The organism is Agriterribacter sp. (assembly GCF_035444585.1).
Classification (GTDB): domain Bacteria; phylum Bacteroidota; class Bacteroidia; order Chitinophagales; family Chitinophagaceae; genus Agriterribacter.
Genome location: NZ_DAOMOZ010000010.1, coordinates 1 through 15,746, shown reverse-complemented (window position 1 = coordinate 15,746; position 15,746 = coordinate 1). Strand labels below are relative to the sequence as shown.

At 41.0% G+C, this 15,746-nt stretch carries 18 protein-coding genes; 14 read left to right on the top strand and 4 right to left on the bottom strand.

The genetic code is table 11. The features are described 5' to 3' along the window. Positions 1 to 66 precede the first annotated feature (66 nt). On the top strand, positions 67 to 1,683 hold the full coding sequence (locus PLH26_RS02015) for a sensor histidine kinase (RefSeq protein ID WP_324584306.1): 1,617 nt from the start codon (positions 67 to 69) through the stop codon (positions 1,681 to 1,683). After that, positions 1,661 to 2,719 carry a response regulator gene (locus tag PLH26_RS02010; protein WP_324584305.1) on the top strand — a complete coding sequence of 353 codons (1,059 nt, stop codon included), beginning with the start codon at positions 1,661 to 1,663 and terminating at the stop codon, positions 2,717 to 2,719. Before PLH26_RS02015 ends, PLH26_RS02010 begins: the two co-directional genes overlap by 23 nt. A 69-nt stretch (positions 2,720 to 2,788) precedes the next feature. Here PLH26_RS02010 and PLH26_RS02005 read toward each other — a convergent pair whose 3' ends face one another. From PLH26_RS02005 to PLH26_RS01990, 4 genes are all read right to left on the bottom strand, one after another. Next, a complete protein-coding gene (locus PLH26_RS02005) occupies positions 2,789 to 3,232 on the bottom strand; it encodes an Hsp20/alpha crystallin family protein (protein ID WP_324584304.1) in 444 nt (147 codons plus the stop codon). A gap of 151 nt (positions 3,233 to 3,383) precedes the next feature. Next, positions 3,384 to 3,761, bottom strand: a complete 378-nt coding sequence (locus tag PLH26_RS02000) for a hypothetical protein (protein WP_324584303.1) — start codon at positions 3,759 to 3,761, stop codon at positions 3,384 to 3,386. 139 nt (positions 3,762 to 3,900) lie between these two features. Continuing rightward, positions 3,901 to 5,253: an alpha-glucan family phosphorylase gene (gene glgP, locus PLH26_RS01995; RefSeq protein ID WP_324584302.1), complete on the bottom strand. Its 1,353-nt coding sequence runs from the start codon at positions 5,251 to 5,253 to the stop codon at positions 3,901 to 3,903. A 146-nt stretch (positions 5,254 to 5,399) separates the two neighbouring features. Further along, positions 5,400 to 5,747 (bottom strand): hypothetical protein, encoded by a 348-nt coding sequence (locus PLH26_RS01990; RefSeq protein ID WP_324584301.1) that lies wholly within the window; start codon positions 5,745 to 5,747, stop codon positions 5,400 to 5,402. Positions 5,748 to 6,291: 544 nt separating this feature from the next. On the opposite strand from PLH26_RS01990, the gene PLH26_RS01985 reads away from it, so the two are divergent. The 12 genes from PLH26_RS01985 (at position 6,292) to PLH26_RS01935 (ending at position 15,699) form a co-directional block, all read left to right on the top strand. After that, positions 6,292 to 6,474 (top strand): hypothetical protein, encoded by a 183-nt coding sequence (locus PLH26_RS01985; RefSeq protein ID WP_324584300.1) that lies wholly within the window; start codon positions 6,292 to 6,294, stop codon positions 6,472 to 6,474. A gap of 60 nt (positions 6,475 to 6,534) precedes the next feature. Continuing rightward, a complete protein-coding gene (locus PLH26_RS01980) occupies positions 6,535 to 6,702 on the top strand; it encodes a hypothetical protein (protein WP_324584299.1) in 168 nt (55 codons plus the stop codon). 603 nt (positions 6,703 to 7,305) lie between these two features. Then, positions 7,306 to 8,724 carry a tyrosine-type recombinase/integrase gene (locus PLH26_RS01975; RefSeq protein ID WP_324584298.1) on the top strand — a complete coding sequence of 473 codons (1,419 nt, stop codon included), beginning with the start codon at positions 7,306 to 7,308 and terminating at the stop codon, positions 8,722 to 8,724. A gap of 72 nt (positions 8,725 to 8,796) precedes the next feature. Next, positions 8,797 to 9,111 carry a DUF6922 domain-containing protein gene (locus tag PLH26_RS01970; RefSeq protein WP_324584297.1) on the top strand — a complete coding sequence of 105 codons (315 nt, stop codon included), beginning with the start codon at positions 8,797 to 8,799 and terminating at the stop codon, positions 9,109 to 9,111. A gap of 20 nt (positions 9,112 to 9,131) precedes the next feature. Continuing rightward, on the top strand, positions 9,132 to 10,148 hold the full coding sequence (locus PLH26_RS01965; protein ID WP_324584296.1) for a nucleotidyl transferase AbiEii/AbiGii toxin family protein: 1,017 nt from the start codon (positions 9,132 to 9,134) through the stop codon (positions 10,146 to 10,148). Between the two features lie 136 nt (positions 10,149 to 10,284). Then, entirely contained in the window at positions 10,285 to 10,587 is a 303-nt protein-coding gene (locus PLH26_RS21690; RefSeq protein WP_502876357.1) for a helix-turn-helix domain-containing protein, read from the top strand. Beyond that, positions 10,584 to 11,534, top strand: a complete 951-nt coding sequence (locus PLH26_RS01960) for a DUF8464 domain-containing protein (RefSeq protein ID WP_324584295.1) — start codon at positions 10,584 to 10,586, stop codon at positions 11,532 to 11,534. Before PLH26_RS21690 ends, PLH26_RS01960 begins: the two co-directional genes overlap by 4 nt. A 1-nt stretch (position 11,535) precedes the next feature. Next, on the top strand, positions 11,536 to 11,904 hold the full coding sequence (locus tag PLH26_RS01955) for a hypothetical protein (RefSeq protein ID WP_324584294.1): 369 nt from the start codon (positions 11,536 to 11,538) through the stop codon (positions 11,902 to 11,904). A 367-nt stretch (positions 11,905 to 12,271) separates the two neighbouring features. After that, entirely contained in the window at positions 12,272 to 12,709 is a 438-nt protein-coding gene (locus PLH26_RS01950) for a plasmid mobilization protein (protein WP_324584293.1), read from the top strand. Continuing rightward, a complete protein-coding gene (locus PLH26_RS01945; protein ID WP_324584292.1) occupies positions 12,706 to 13,755 on the top strand; it encodes a relaxase/mobilization nuclease domain-containing protein in 1,050 nt (349 codons plus the stop codon). The genes PLH26_RS01950 and PLH26_RS01945 overlap by 4 nt, the downstream gene beginning before the upstream one ends. Positions 13,756 to 13,764: 9 nt before the next feature. After that, on the top strand, positions 13,765 to 14,193 hold the full coding sequence (locus PLH26_RS01940) for a hypothetical protein (RefSeq protein ID WP_324584291.1): 429 nt from the start codon (positions 13,765 to 13,767) through the stop codon (positions 14,191 to 14,193). 633 nt (positions 14,194 to 14,826) lie between these two features. After that, entirely contained in the window at positions 14,827 to 15,699 is an 873-nt protein-coding gene (locus tag PLH26_RS01935) for a hypothetical protein (RefSeq protein ID WP_324584290.1), read from the top strand. The last annotated feature ends 47 nt before the right edge of the window (positions 15,700 to 15,746 follow it).

The window sequence follows — 15,746 nt, the reverse complement described above, 5'->3', positions numbered from 1 at the left end:
TTTCCGGTTTTATTTGCTGTTCCTTGTAAGAGCGTATTTTCTGCCGGTAGTATTAAATATTCCGCTATGGATGCTGTCCACAATCTTGCAAACAGTTTAAAAAATAACTTTTTAGTAGCCTTATGTAACGGCATTAAGGAAGGTGCGGCAGTAATTGAGAAAGCATCCGGGCATATCATCTTTTGTAACAGAGCCTGGAGCGAAGTATTTGACATCAACACCTCTGATAAGATCAACCTGTTGCCCGTTTTTGCATCAAGAAAAGAAAAGCTTACTGATACACAGCTTTTGTATCGTATCAGAATAGCCGAAGAAGGATCTTTCCACGAGCAGGTTGAATATGTGTCAAAAAATGGGAAACCATTTTGGGCGGAACTGATCTTCAGGGCATTTACCAACAACAACAAATCATATTACCTGGCTGTGATTGACAGAATAGACAATATCAAAGAAAGCGAACAAAGGATAGCTCAGCAAAAGCAACAGCTTGAAGCTGTGCTGGAACATGCCTGCATGGGTATTTTAGAACTGAATAAAGAAGCTGAGATCATAAGCATTAACCGGTTTGGTTTAACGTTGTTCGGCTACCAAAAAGAAGAAATTATAAACAAAAAGATCGAGGCATTGATACCGCAAACATTTCATGCAAAACATTTACAGCACAGGAAAGGATACACAACACATTCCCAAAGCAGACCCATGGGACTGGGGATGGATCTGTTTGCTGTAAAAAAGGATGGAACGGAATTTCCGGTGGAAGTGAGCCTGAGCACCTATGCAAGGAACGGACATCAATACATAATAGCTTTTATAAACGATATCTCCATCCGAAAGAAAGCCGAGCTGGAAATAAAAAAGTTGAATGATGAGCTGGAAGAAGCCGTGGAGCAGCGAACGGTAGAGCTGAAGCATGCCATACAGCAACTGCAAATTTCCAAGGAAGAGCTTTCCAGGTCACTGGAAAAAGAAAAAGAGCTCGGCGAGTTAAAGTCAAGATTTGTTTCAATGGCTTCTCACGAATTCAGAACACCCCTGAGCACTGTGCTGTCTTCCGTCTACCTGCTGGAGCAATACAATACCGGAGAGGGGCAGCCCAAACGTGAAAGGCATTTAAAACGGATCATTTCATCGGTAAATATGCTGACCGATATCCTGAACGATTTTCTCAGCGTTGGAAAAATCGAGGAAGGAAAGATACATGTTAAATATACAAAGTTCGATGTGCAAAAGCTCATTAATTCTGTAACCGAAGAAATAAAGAACAATCTTAAAAAAGAACAAACCATTCATTACACCCACGAGGGTGCGCCGGAGTTTTTCCTTGATGCTTCCTTACTAAAGCACATGGTAATGAACCTTATATCCAACGCCAGCAAATTCTCTCCCGAATCCAGCCGGATATCCATTCACACATTTGCGGGTGAAAGAGAATATATTCTTTCTATAAAAGATGAGGGTATCGGAATATCCGAAGAAGATCAAAAACATTTGATGGAACGTTTCTTCCGGGCCACGAATGCCACTAACGTCCAGGGTACCGGCCTGGGGTTGCATATTATTTCAAAATATGCCGAGCTGATGAACGGAACCATTCAATGTACGAGTGTACTGCAAAAGGGTACAACATTTATCATAACCTTCTCTAAAAATGATATGCATTATGAAAAAAATTTTGATCATTGAGGATAACGAAGATATCAGAAGCAATACAGCAGAAATACTGGAGCTGTCAAATTATAAGGTAACAGTAGCGGAAAACGGAAAAGCAGGCGTAGCAAAAGCGCTGGAAAATTTACCCGACCTGGTGATTTGTGATATCATGATGCCGGAGCTCGACGGTTACGGGGTGCTTCATGCTTTGCAAAAAAATGACGCAACAAAAAACATTCCTTTTATATTTCTTACAGCAAAGGCGGAACGCAACGACATGCGTAAGGCAATGGATCTGGGAGCAGACGATTATCTTACCAAGCCATTTGACGGAACTGAGCTGTTAAATGCTGTTGGCAGCCGCCTGAAAAAGATGGAACTGCTAAAAAAGGATATTCATGCCGATTTAAATGGGGTGCATCAACTGCTCGAAGCTTCATCCGGGAAAGCTGCATTGCAGATGCTCACTGAAAACCGCAATGTTAACCGTTATAAAAAAAAACAGATCATTTTTTCGGAGGGAAATCATCCCAACAGGCTTTATTACATATTGAGCGGGAAAGTAAAAGCATTTAAGATCAATGAAGAAGGAAAAGAGCTGGTAACGGAGCTTTTTAGCACCGGAGATTTTGTAGGACATATAGCCCTTCTTGAAAATGCCGCTTACAAATATACCGCTGAAGCTTTAGAGGATACCGAGCTGGCCGTTGTACCCCGGGAAGATTTTGATGAACTGATCGCTAAGAACCAGCAGATCGCCCACAAATTTATACAGCTCCTTGCCAGGAATGTTTCTGAAAAGGAAAATCAACTTTTAAATCTTGCGTACAACTCACTAAGGAAGAAAGTGGCTAACGCGCTATTGATGATCCAGAATAAATACCGGAAGGATAAAGATGAATCATTTGCTATAGATATCAGCCGTGAAAACCTCGCCACGGTTGCCGGTACAGCTACCGAATCGCTGATAAGAACACTTGGCGATTTCAAAAATGAAAAATTAATAGAAATACATGAAGGGCTGATAAGGATCCTCAATAAGCCCAAACTGGAGAAATTATTCAATTGATGAATTGCAGGCTGTAAAAAACCCCGTCAACATCAGAAGACGGGGCGAAGCGCCTTGCAACCAGCAGCCTCATTTCACGGCAATATGTTTTGCCTGTGAACTTTTTGCAGATGCTTTTCTCGGTAAGCTTACCTTCAATATTCCTTCTTCATATGTCGCTTCTGCTTTATCCTTCTCCACATCACCTGGCAGTGTAAAACAGCGGCTGAATGAAGAATAGTTGTATTCTTTCCTGGTAAATTTCTTGTCTTTTTCTTCCTTGCTTTCTTCCTTTTCGGAGCTTATTGTAAGAATATTTCCCTCTACATCCAGTTTAAAATCGTCCTTCTTCATTCCCGGAACGGCTACCGATAACTGGTATTCGTTTTTCTGTTCAGAAATGTTTACGGCCGGAAGGTTCATTAACGTGCTCCAGCCGTTTTCTTTTCCTGCCCACTCATTCCACGGCCTGAAAAAGTCATCGAAGAATGAAGGCATTCTTTCGGGTAATCGTGTAAGTGCTTGCGTTGTCATAATTTTTTATTTTTGATGGTTATGAATTAAAAAACAAATCTATCATTGAAAAAATATCCCTCAAACGATCGTCATCATCAAAACCGATGAGGGGTATCATAGGGTGATAAGCTAAGTTCATTGCTAACAGCATGCGCTTGTTATTCGTTGCTTATGAAGGGAACCGCATCTGGTTATAAAAGTCGAGTTGCAGAGCGCTGAACCTTTCCTTCGCCTCTTTGATATTTTTCCTTATAATCTCCAGCCCTGATTCTACCACAATGATAACTGACCCCTCTTCAAACTGCTCCCTGGTCAGCAATTTGTCAAAACGGGAGATATCGTTTCTCAGCACTTTAATAAGATCATCATGCTTTAAAAAACTGCTGTTGAATTCTTCGGCTCTGGGAAGCAGCGCCTTGTCTATTTTTTTCTGTAATATTTCCGACAGGCGGCTTTTCAGGCGTATGTTTTCTTCTGTCATGAAAGTGAGGGCTCTTTTCCATGTGTCGCTTTCAAAAAGAAGCTGCTCTAACTTCAGGATTATCATATTCCGGGTTTAAATGTCTCTGAAAGAAAAGAATACAAAGCCGAACGGTTCCTTGAAAAACAAAAGTATTTCAATTTACCCGCCGGGGTAATAATACAGATCAAAGGAATGTATGACGCCGGTCAGTAAAACCCGCGGCCTATAGTTCCTGCATATTATGGTCTGCACAGTACAGTTGTTCATAATATGCTGTTACCATCCTTTTGCTGTCAAATTCCGGTATTATATCCTGCATGGAATGTTTGATGAGCGACAGCCAGCCGCCGGGGTTATCATAGTACATCGGGATGATATCCTGCTCAAGGAGGTTGTAGAGATTGTTTGCGTCAATTTCGTCCTGGCGGTAATCCGGGAGATCAGCGTCAACAGGTGTGAGGATATAACCATTCGACCGGTGTTTGGCAAATTCAGGGTACCAGCCGTCCAGGGTGGACACATTGATTGCTCCATTCATCGCTGCCGTCATTCCGCTTGTACCTGAAGCTTCTCTGGTAAGCCTGGGTACGTTGAGCCATATATCCGCTCCATGTTTGAGCAGCCCCGACAGCTTCAGTTCATAGCCGATCAAAACCGCGCAGTTGAAGTAGGTCTTGCTGATGTTCACGATCCGGTCAAAAAGCGCTATGGCCTCATAGTCGGTAGGGTATGGCTTGCCTGCCCAAATGATCTGCACCGGCCGATTGATATTTTGTGCGATCTGGTGAAAGCGGTCTGCATCCTGCAAAAGCAATCCCGGTCTTTTGTAATTGCCGAAACGTTTTGCAAACACAATGGTTAAAATATGCTCGTCGTATATCTCTCCGTTCTGGTCTGCTACTTCCTCAAATAATTTTCTTTTGTTCATTTTTTTCAGATCGGTCAGCTTCCTGTCATCACCATCCCGTAAAGCCTGGTACATGTCTTTATATTTTTTGAACAAATAAAAAGCCAGTGGAAGGGCATGAGATTCATTCAGGTGATAGATATCGGGTAACCAGTTTATTTTTTCCAGCAGTTTGGCTCCGCCTTGTCCCAGTAAAATGGCGGCAGCAAGCTTTGATTCAGGATTTGAATCGTACAACCTGTAGCAAATGGTTTTAGCGAGATAGTCATTTTCAGGCAGATCGGTACTGAGGAAAAAAACCGGTACTGTTTGAAATACTTCAGGAGGCAAATAATAAGCTGTGACAAAAACGTCGTGGCCCGAAACCCTGATGGTGAATTTTACGTCTGTTTTTTTAAGGAAACCATATATCTTTTCCTCGAACAATACGTCCATGGTCTTATCTGCCTTGCGTACCTGGTCGTAGTATCCGTATTTCCATAGTATACCGATACCGATTGTATTTTGTTTTAGCTCATAAGCGCTTCGCATATGCGAACCTGCTAAAAAGCCCAACCCGCCGGCATACAGCTTCAACGACTGATGAATGGCATACTCCATACAGAAATACGCTACCCTTGTCGAAAAGTCGGGGTTTACGCTATAAGGAAAGTCTTTTGAAAAGTCCATGTTTCAGGTTTTATGCGTGCACCAAATCAGGTATGTTGTTGTATTATGTTTCAACAAGCATCGTTTATTCATTTGCTGCAGGTATAACCGGGCCGGGGTATTGCCACTATATCGTCTTCTTTCCGTAACTGCACTTCCCACCCCTTTTACGATCCGGCCAATAATTTCATGCCGGGGATCAGGTACAGCGCGGGCTGCTTTAAATTACCGTCAGCAATATGAAGATCTGTACGACATACCCCGCTGCAGAGTACTTTTACGGGTACCTGTGCTGGTGCCGGTTGAGGAACAATGTATGTTTTCAACCGGAGGGGCTGAGCCTCGTGTTCGGGAATCATAGCCTGCATATTTTGTGGAATAGAGAACTTAATACTTTTTTGCCTGAACTCCCGGTACACTTTTATAGACTGCTGCAGTGCAATTGCATTCAAATCTACACGTTGCGGTGTTGCCTGCAGATGACCGGAGTCACTCAGATATGTGATCGTGCTCAATGGAGAACCTTATAACAGGTAGCCAGGGAACCAATTAATGCGAATGCAATTGTTGAGAACCCTTAAAGCTTTATCAATGAAAACGGCCGGGGGAAATTGTTACAACAATACAAAAAGCATTGGAAACTTATCCGGGCAACAGGCTGCTGCTGATGACAATCAAAAATTCCTTTGACGTCCATCAATTTTCCGGGCGGCAATACCTATAGTTTTATTCCATAAAAATATTCTGTATGGAAGCCATATTACAACACCGTATGCAGGAATTGATTGAATCTGTACATTATGGGCCTTCAGTTTCAATATTCCTGCCATTATTGAATACATAGCCGCCAACTACCATGAAGCCTCCGTACCGGAACTGAGAGAACTGATCAGGCCGCATATTAACAACTGGGACAGGGTAAGACAGAAAGAGCTGCTTCAGAAAGCGGAAGCTGCAGCCGGTAAAGAGCGGCTTGTTCTTGGATTTGAACAAATATGGAAAGAATCTGTAAATAGTCGGGGAAAGCTTTTAATTACCGGAAGAAATTATTTTTCTGCAATGAGGAACAGCGGGGCGCTCAGAAAAATTTCGAAGCTGCATTGGCACAACCAATATTCATATATTCACGATGTGCCGGACGATATCGTAGAAAAAATAATACAGGGTGGAGGTGATGTTCAATTTGTAGATGATGAAATCCTGCAGGATTACGGTGGGATTGCGCTGGTTAAATATTTCTGATATTTGTATCATCCCAGGCATCACTTCCCCAATTTTTATTCCCACATCAATATAAAACGTATGAATACCCGTGCTTTTCCCCAGGGAATTAATATTATCTTATGGGTATCCTTTCTGCAGGCAGCCCTGATCGTTGTAAGTACTGTATATGCTATGGCTGAACCGTGGATATATGCAATGGAAACACCCAACTGGCGCATACGATCTTACAGGTCAGGACATGATTAACGGTATTTTAATATCCCCGCTTTTTGTTGTCTGTTCTGTCAGGGCTTTAAAAAGAAAACCAAACGCATTGCATATATGGAGCGGTATACAGATGTATTCGCTTTACACTTTTATCATTTACGCTTTTGATGTTCATTTCAATCGCCTCTTTTTACTATACTGCGCAGTGCTGGATATTTCCTTCTGAGATGTATTTGAGACTATTGACAAAATATACGAAAGCTGCTGCATCGTAGTTTTTTGCATTTATCCAAAAGCTGCTAACGAAATGCACCCGGCATGAATAAGTTATTTATCGGCAGAAAGAGAATAGATGATATAGATGTAATACATGAATTAAAAAAGGCCAGCTACTGCCAACCTTTCGAGTTCCCCCTGCTGGACTTGAACCAGCGACCCTCTGATTAACAGCCCTCTCTATAACTTAACCGAGCTGAACGGGGATAAAGCTATTTTAACTTAATCGTTTAATTATCAACAACTTATATGAATTTCATTAATTTCGACATAGACATTCTAAAGGTCGTTTAGCCATGTTTTGCTGGCAAATTACTGGCAAATTTTGAGGCGAGGGCTATTGTGAACCAGAAAAAATTAGTGTTTATGTCAGCATCAGTTGTTATTAAATTAGACACCCGGAGAATCAAGCAAAAGACGGGCAAATATCCGGTCAAATTGCTCGTTACCTACAACGGAGAACCTCAACGATACCAGACAATTTATGACCTTACAGAGAAAGAATATAATAATCTTTCCGCTTCGAGGGTATCAGATCAAATGCAAAAAGTAAGAGACAGCCTTAAAGAGATCAAGCGAAAAGCAGAGGAAATTATTAGCATCCTTGAGCCTTTTAGCTTTGACGATTTTAAAAAGGATTTTGTTTTCAACAACCCATTATTCCGACAACGGAAATATTTAAAAAATAAGGTCATAACTACGGCCTTAAATAATGATGACTTTGATTACACTCCATTTCATAAGAAATTTCCAATCTTAATGGAACCGCCTGCAGACCCAACAAGCTTTGCTTTTACATTCAATTCCTACATAAAGAAACTCCTTACCGAAGGCAGGATCGGCACTGCGTTAAGTTGTCATTGCGCCTACAATTCTTTTAAGCGGTTCAGTGGCAATGTTACGCTTAGTTATATGACAGTGAACTACCTTAACAGGTATGAACAATGGGCAAAGCAGGGAGGAATGTTAAAAACCACAATTGGCATATATACCCGTGCATTGAGAACGATTTTTAATGAAGCAGATGCCAATGGGATTATCCGGAAGGAAAAGTGTTATCCTTTTGGACGGCGCAAATATCAAGTCCCTACCAGCAGGAATAAGAAGAAAGCATTGGAGTTGAATCATATTGAGCAGATATATTACTACAAGCCATCCTGCGAAAGCGAAAAGAAAGCAAAGGCATACTGGCTGTTTTGCTACTTCAGCAACGGTATTAATCCAAAAGATGTAGCATTACTTAAATACAAGAACATACAGGAAGAATACATTGTTTTTGAGCGCGCAAAAACGGAGCGAACGAGCCGTTCCGATCCCAAACCGATTGTTGTTTATATAACTGAGGAAATTGCAGCTATCATTGAGGAATTAGGTAACAAGGATAAAAGACCGGACAATTACATATTCCCGATTCTTTATGAGGGAGTAACCCCGCTAAGGCAATATGATCTGGTGCAGTTTTTTGTACGTTTCATTAACGACTGGATGGTGAAGATTTGTCAAAATTTGGGAATTGACAAGAAGGCGACTACCTACGTAGCCAGGCACAGCTTTGCCACAGTCCTGAAACGTTCAGGAGCCAGTACGGAAGTAATACAGGAGGCGCTGGGGCATGAAGACATACGAACTACTGAAAACTACCTGGACAGTTTTGGCAATGACACTAAGAAAGAACTTGCCGGCAGACTAACTGCATTTAATAAGAGACGGGAAATAAATCCTGATGATTTTTCAGGTACCTCTAATGAAATAGCCATTTCCCGGGTGATTTCGGAATTGGCGTAGAAGTCAATCGGGATGCCGTTAACGGGTTTACCTGAAAAACAGCGAACAATAAAATTTTTGTAACTTTAAAATATGGGCATAGATAAACAAATACAAAACAAACCTCAATTACCGAAACGTCTTTTTTGGGACTTTAGATATGACGAGATTGATTGGATGGGCGACTATCTGACTGTAATGGAAAGGGTATTTGAACGTGGCAGCAAAGAAGAATGGGAGGAGATGATACGTTTCTACGGATACGATCAGGTGGTTCATGCAGTAAAAAACGAGATAAAGTTCCTGGCAGACTATGCTATTGAGAAGGTTTGTGTGTATTTTTCTATCCCTAAGGAGAACCTGTTATGTTATACACGAAAACAGTCGAGACCGGGACACTGGATCTGATAAAAAAGTTGATGCTTGATGTGGAGTTGTTTAAGTTTAATCTTGTTGGCGGCACTGCTCTTTCTTTAAAACTGGGTCATAGAAAATCAATAGATATTGATCTTTTTGCAGATACTAATTTTGACGCCCCTGCGCTTGCAAATTATTTAGTGAATACTTATAATGCTACACTTTCTGGCGTCCTCAAGAATGGCGTTTTTGCCTTTATTATTTTCGGGCGATCTGCTTACTCCCGGACGCCAGGAAACTTTGTATCGTATTTCCAGTATAAAATAGGCGATTACCGGCCGGATCACTACCTGTATTTCCCAAAAGAACCTTACAGGGAAAGGTATTACAACGAGTTTTTTAATAAGCTATGTGAATACAAAGGGTACGATATTATCCATTTCCTGGAATTTCATTTTTCCGCATACCCCGACCAGCACGATTTTTTACGGTTCCTGCACTATGAATTAAGTGATCGGATGCAAATGAAAATAACCGAGACCAAGCTCAAAAAACTACAATCGGCTTTTGAATGGGTACAGGAAAAGCAGCAGGAATGGAAGGAATCACAAAAAGGTATTATCAAACAGGAGATAGAGCAGGGAGTACGAGAAATTTTCACCGACCAGCCGGCTCCTAACCCTGCCGAAGTGGAACAATTTATGCAAAAACTTTCTGCACAGTTAGGTGATTATATAGAAAAACTCATGGCAGAAACGGAAGAACGGATGTCGTCTATCACAGAGCGTCTGCCCGCCGGACGAATTGAACTCAATAACCGCAACCACGAAGAAAAAATTATCCAACTCCTGATTTTGTGGCAGCAGGTGCAGGCTCCGCCTGAAATGGCCAAGGCGGAACAACTGTTCAAAAAATTCACGGCTATGGATATTGCCACCATTTTACACCAGCACTTTGACGCTTTCCGTGACAACAAAATCCCGACACTTCAAAAGAAGGTGGGAGAACAAAACGAACGCTTAAGAATGAACCATCCCCCGGTTAAAAAGCTCGTAGAGGCCCTGGAGTCATTTTTCTACGGCAAATAAAGCTGCTTTATCATAACCTGTTTGCTTTATTTTACTCATCGTAACTCCCTCACATCCAGTTTATAAAAATACACGACCTATCTATCATTGACTTCGCTTTAATTCTAACCCATTTTGCGTCCATAAAACTCTTTTTATGGACACTTTATTTATTCCAAATGAGAATGATTTTCGCCGGTGGATCAGGGAGGCTGTGAAAGAATGCCTGGAAAATACACCCATAAAAAGCACTTCCCCTGAAAACCCAGATGAGGAACCCTTGTTGACCCGCAAGGAAATTGCCGGGATATTTCGTATTTCTCTGGTTACCCTGCACGATTGGATGAAACGAGGTTTGCCGTCCCATAAGCAAAGAGGAAGGGTGTACTTTCTCCGCTCCGAGGTAATAGCCTACGTAAAACAGAACCGCCGTTCTAACTTTTTAAACACTGACCAATGAGAAAGCTAACCGTTGCCGAAGTCCGGAAGATAGATATGGTAGATTATCTGTCCTCGCTGGGCCTTCAGGCTATAAACACAAGAGGGGAAGATTATTGGTACTTATCTCCTTTTCGCAAAGAGCGAACACCCTCTTTTAAAATTAACCGCAGGAGTAATATCTGGTATGATCATGGTAGCGGAGATGGTGGCAATATTATAGATTTTGGCATCCTGTATCATCGTGTAGATGTACGGGGGTTCCTGGAACTGCTAACCAGGGATTACAGACGGAATGATCTTTCTTTTCACCCGCAATTGAAAAAGGAAAGTAGTATTAGTCCGGTTGCGGGTGAAAAAGAAAAGATTACCGACAGCAAAATTATCATTACAGCTATCCGGCAGTTGAGCAATGCACGTTTGCTGCATTATCTGAATGAAAGGGGCATAGCTCCTGATCTTGCCAACCAGTTTTGCCGGGAAGTTGATTTTAATCTTTACAAAAAACAGCATACCGCCATCGGTTTCGCTAACGGTATGGGTGGTTATGAACTTCGCAACCCTTACTTTAAGGGAAGCTCTTCACCCAAAACATTTCGTTTTTTTGACAATGGCAAAAAGGAACTACAGGTATTTGAGGGCTTTTTCGACTTCCTTTCCTGGCTTTCACATTTCAAAGACAACCCGCTCACCAGTAATTTTTTAGTGCTTAATTCCCTTTCATTCTTTCAAAGGGCAAAGCAAACAATGGAGGCACATAGCAGCATCCGGCTCTGGCTAGACCGGGGAACCGCCGGACAGGCATGTACCATGCACGCCATTAAATCCCATCCTGCTTACGAAGACAAAAGCAGTTTGTATAAAGATTTTGATGATCTCAACGAGTGGCATGTACATCAGCTTAAACAAAAACAACGCTTGTACAGCTCCAACAAACCATCACATTCAAAAACAATAAAACACAAATGATATGGCAGATTTTAAAAGAAGAACCCTGACGCTTAGCAGTGGTAAGCAGATCAAATTGTATGGCAATAGTATGGCTATAGGTAGCAGCCTGGAAGTAGGTGAAGGCGCGGCGCCCAATATTCTTTCCTTTTTTGAAGAGCAACCGGAAGAAAAAGCGAACGCTAATCTATCCGTCTCTTTATCTGAAGACAAACCTGCAAAACCACAATCCGCCGCGAAAACATCAGCAACAGTTTTAAATCCCCACAGGCTGACAGTAATGGAGATTTTAGAAATAGCGGATTTTAATATCGGGTTATGGATGCAATTGAAAGATAACATCCGGAGACACGGACTCAGCAATCCAAGGATCTTTAACCGGGAAATATAATGCTGTGGCGACTTTTTAATGTCTGCAAGTCTTTTCGGAAAACACCCCGACTGACAGGTTTTCAGGTGAAGCAACCGAGCTTTTTGAGTATCACTTTTCACTTTATTGCCAACGAATTAACGAAGGAGGGCCTTCGGAACGCTACCAAAGTCCTATAGCTTAGAACGCATTTAAAAGCGATTTAAGAGGCATTGACGGCAAAGGCGCTAAAAGTTCATAAGGCGGTCGCTGAAAAAGCCGCAAACAGTAGCTGTTGCACTTTAAAACACCGATGAATGCACTCCCGCATGCCCGGACTTGAGGTAGCCAGCTATGTTTTGGTAATACCAAAACGCCGGCTCCTTCATCCCGCTTTTAAGAGCGGGATTTGGAGAGCGATTTTTTCATGCTAACCGCATTCAAAAATCAGGAGGTACAGATCATGACACAAACAAATGGACAGGTAAAAAATAAAGGCGGACGTCCAGCCAAAAGCATTAAGCGTAACCAGGTGGTAACGTTGAAGTGCGCCAGCTACGAGCAGACAAGGATCTGTGCCAATGCTAAAAAAGCGGGACTTTCTGTATCGGAGTTTCTCCGGGAGATGGGGCTGAACGGACAGGTTGTCACCACCGAAAAAGCATTACCCACGGAAGTGTTGGCGCTTATCGGTACGCTCAACCACATGGCGGCAAACCTTAACCAAGTCGCTAAAAAACGAAACAGCGTAGTGGATGAACTCAATGCTGCAGAGCGTGCCGGTCTTGAAATTCTGTCACGGGAAGTAAAAGAAGTTGCGCGGCTTATCAAAACGTATTTACAATGATTGGTGATATATCGTTAGGAGCATCTTTCTTCCATTGTATCAGCTATTGCCTGGAGGACAAGACAACCTTAACGGAAGAGCAAAAAATAAAGAAGTCACTGCAAGACGGCTTACAGCACAAAGACCGGGCAGAAGTGCTGGCTTACAATAAATGTTTCGGCAACAAATATGAGCTGGCTGAACAATTTAATGAAGTCGCCCGATTGAGCAGGCGGGTGGAAAAGCCGGTGCTTCATCTATCCCTGAGCCTGCCTCCCGGAGAACAATTAAACCGGAACCAGTTAATTGAAGCAGGGCAGGAATTGGCAACGGAATTTGGTGTAGCCGATAACCAGTACCTTATTATCCAGCATAAGGATACCGACAGACAGCATATTCATTTAGTGGCGAACCGGGTAGGTTATCAGGGTAAAGCCGCTACCACAAGTAACAATTATTTGAAGATGGACAGGCTTTGCCGCCGGTTGGAAAAAAAGTACAAGCTACAAGAGGTGCTTAGTGCAAGGCGCTTTTTGTCTAAGGAACAGAGACTGATTCCCCGGCAAGACAGGCGGAAAGAGAAAATGAAATATGATATCGGGCAAACATTAAAGAAGGCAAAAAACTACGATGAGTTTGCAAAGGGAATGCAGCAATTGGGCTACCAGGTCATAAAAGGCAGGGGTATTACTTTTATAGACGACAAAAAAGTGAGGGTTAAAGGGAGCGAACTTGGGTACTCACTGATGACAATCCAAAAGCTGTTGCAGCGCAGTCAAACGCAGGAATTGAAGCAAAAAGACGTTGGTAAAATCCAGGAACGCCACATAGAAAAGCGCTCACCCAATCAACAAGTCATTGCTGCTAATGTCCGGCTTCGCCGAAAAATTAAGGAAACACAACACCCGCCTTTCCGGGAACAATCACCACTTGACGAATTACAAAAAGGCATTGGCGGTATTATATCTGACTTACTAAAACCCGAATACCCGGAAGATAACGCTATTAATTACGAGCTATTGAAAGAAGCTCATAAAAGAAAGAAGCGGAAAAAGCCAAAAATATAAAATCATTTTATGAATATTGAACGAACTATGGAGACCAATGTTAACAAATTGAACAAAGAGGAAAAGGAAAATGTGCTGATGGTACTTAATGAATTTTCGCAGGAGTACAAAGTCAATGCTAAGGTCATAAGCATGCTTGCAGCAAATGTAAAGGAATACATTGCTAAAGTAAACGAGTATATTGAAGAATTAAAAAAAGAGCATTCGGGAATACCCGGCATTCAACAAATAGAAAATTTGGAGGAAAGGATCGAGGAATTAAAAAAACTGATCCGTGCCCAGCCTGCAGAAGTAAAACAGGAAAAACGGATCTTACTTTTCCCCGAACATGGCGCAAAGGAATATTATGGAACCGTTTTGCGGTGGGTACTATATATCATTATCGCTACATATGGGTTTTTCCTGCTGAGGTATTTAATTGATTTACTAAGAATCTAACCGTAAAGAGATGCCTCACATTTTTGGGGTATTGGCAGAAGGGTTGAGGGTTGGTTAGTTTAAAATCAATTTAATAATCGTACCATGAGTACGGATATTGGGAGCAAAATAAATCACCTTCTTCGCTCACAATCTTACGAGCGGTATTCCCTAGCTTCCTGGATAGTGAATAGCGGGGATAGCCATGACCGGAAGCAACTCCTATTTATAAATAAATGCGGAATAACTATTCCGAAAAAATTGGAGCACATGAAAAAAGTATAGACAGCAAGTAGTCCAGCCTATTTAGTCTTTAGTATCTGTCGCTAATACTAAGATATTTAGGCTAAAAATCGAGCCCAAGAGGCAAATGCAAAAATAGTCGCATTTACCTCTGAAAACAAGAATTTTAAACCCAAATTTTATAAAAGCTCTCCTTTACAAAAAAACAATTAATAAAATACTAAAATATTTAGCAAAGTGTGTATATTTGGACTTATTGGTTATGTTTGAGTTTTATGAATCATTCTGGCTTTAAGCAAATAAGCAATAATTACAGCCGGATTATTATGTTTTTGTGCCCATAAAGTTGTTTTAAATATTTTGGAATAAACTAATGCTAAAAAGCAAGTAAGAAATAGGTATTGCCTTGATATGAGCCGACTAGATCAATTATATAATAAACTAGGAATTAATAAGGAAAATGGATTGTATTTTTTAAATGAGTCCGAAACTTGGATTCATAAATTTCCGTATCGCATTAGCCGGATTCTGAAAGATGTTATAAAACCAAAGGCATTTTATTGTTTATTCAACGATGCAAAGGTTGAAAAAGACCATCCAAAACCATTTAATCAATCCTTTATTTTATTTTTTGATAATCCTTCTCCTGAAGAAGAAGAGCTCATACATAAAAGAGTTATTAATTTTAATCTATCTCTTGTCATATTTATTAACAGAGCTACTACCCTTGATTTATATCACGGTAATGATTTCACAGCAGGAGTCAACCAATTAAAAAGAATAAAGAGCAGTACTAAACTTGATGAGTTTAATGACTACTCCTTTGTAAATATGTTGCGAGGTTTCCCCCTGGAAAAACTGGGAGTAAGGAAAAACTTCATAGATATTCATCTGCTGAATAATATTACAGATGCAAGAAGAATTTTAGTCGCCCAAGATGGCTTAAAATTGCTGCCTAAAGCAGCTAATAGGCTAATCGGAAGATTACTTTTTATAAGCTATTTAATTGATAGAGGAGTATCTTTTAGCGATCAAGAATATATTGTGGGTAAAAATAAGAATGATAGAAAAGTTTCTTTTCGAGAGCTTATTAAAAATAAGGCTTCCTTATACGGCTTTTTTCAATACTTAAACAATAAGTATAATGGTGATATGTTTCCTCTTACTGAATTACTAGATGGAATAGTAATATACGATGAGGAAAGGGTAGTAAACAATAACCATCTCATGGTACTGTTTCACTTATTTAATTGTTCTAAGTTTTTTAAAACAGGTGTGTCTTAGCCCCCTGAAAGACTGGACTAAAATTGTAAATCAATTTAGTCACAGTA

Coding starts and splice junctions, on each gene's coding strand:
- PLH26_RS01935 (WP_324584290.1), top strand. CDS start 14,827: ATGAGCCGACTAGATCAATTATATAATAAACTAGGAATTAATAAGGAA.
- glgP (WP_324584302.1), bottom strand. CDS start 5,253: ATGGACTTTTCAAAAGACTTTCCTTATAGCGTAAACCCCGACTTTTCG.
- PLH26_RS01945 (WP_324584292.1), top strand. CDS start 12,706: ATGATTGGTGATATATCGTTAGGAGCATCTTTCTTCCATTGTATCAGC.
- PLH26_RS01975 (WP_324584298.1), top strand. CDS start 7,306: ATGTCAGCATCAGTTGTTATTAAATTAGACACCCGGAGAATCAAGCAA.
- PLH26_RS02005 (WP_324584304.1), bottom strand. CDS start 3,232: ATGACAACGCAAGCACTTACACGATTACCCGAAAGAATGCCTTCATTC.
- PLH26_RS02015 (WP_324584306.1), top strand. CDS start 67: ATGGATGCTGTCCACAATCTTGCAAACAGTTTAAAAAATAACTTTTTA.
- PLH26_RS02000 (WP_324584303.1), bottom strand. CDS start 3,761: ATGATAATCCTGAAGTTAGAGCAGCTTCTTTTTGAAAGCGACACATGG.
- PLH26_RS02010 (WP_324584305.1), top strand. CDS start 1,661: ATGAAAAAAATTTTGATCATTGAGGATAACGAAGATATCAGAAGCAAT.
- PLH26_RS01970 (WP_324584297.1), top strand. CDS start 8,797: ATGGGCATAGATAAACAAATACAAAACAAACCTCAATTACCGAAACGT.
- PLH26_RS01980 (WP_324584299.1), top strand. CDS start 6,535: ATGAATACCCGTGCTTTTCCCCAGGGAATTAATATTATCTTATGGGTA.
- PLH26_RS01985 (WP_324584300.1), top strand. CDS start 6,292: ATGAGGAACAGCGGGGCGCTCAGAAAAATTTCGAAGCTGCATTGGCAC.
- PLH26_RS01940 (WP_324584291.1), top strand. CDS start 13,765: ATGAATATTGAACGAACTATGGAGACCAATGTTAACAAATTGAACAAA.
- PLH26_RS01960 (WP_324584295.1), top strand. CDS start 10,584: ATGAGAAAGCTAACCGTTGCCGAAGTCCGGAAGATAGATATGGTAGAT.
- PLH26_RS01955 (WP_324584294.1), top strand. CDS start 11,536: ATGGCAGATTTTAAAAGAAGAACCCTGACGCTTAGCAGTGGTAAGCAG.
- PLH26_RS21690 (WP_502876357.1), top strand. CDS start 10,285: ATGGACACTTTATTTATTCCAAATGAGAATGATTTTCGCCGGTGGATC.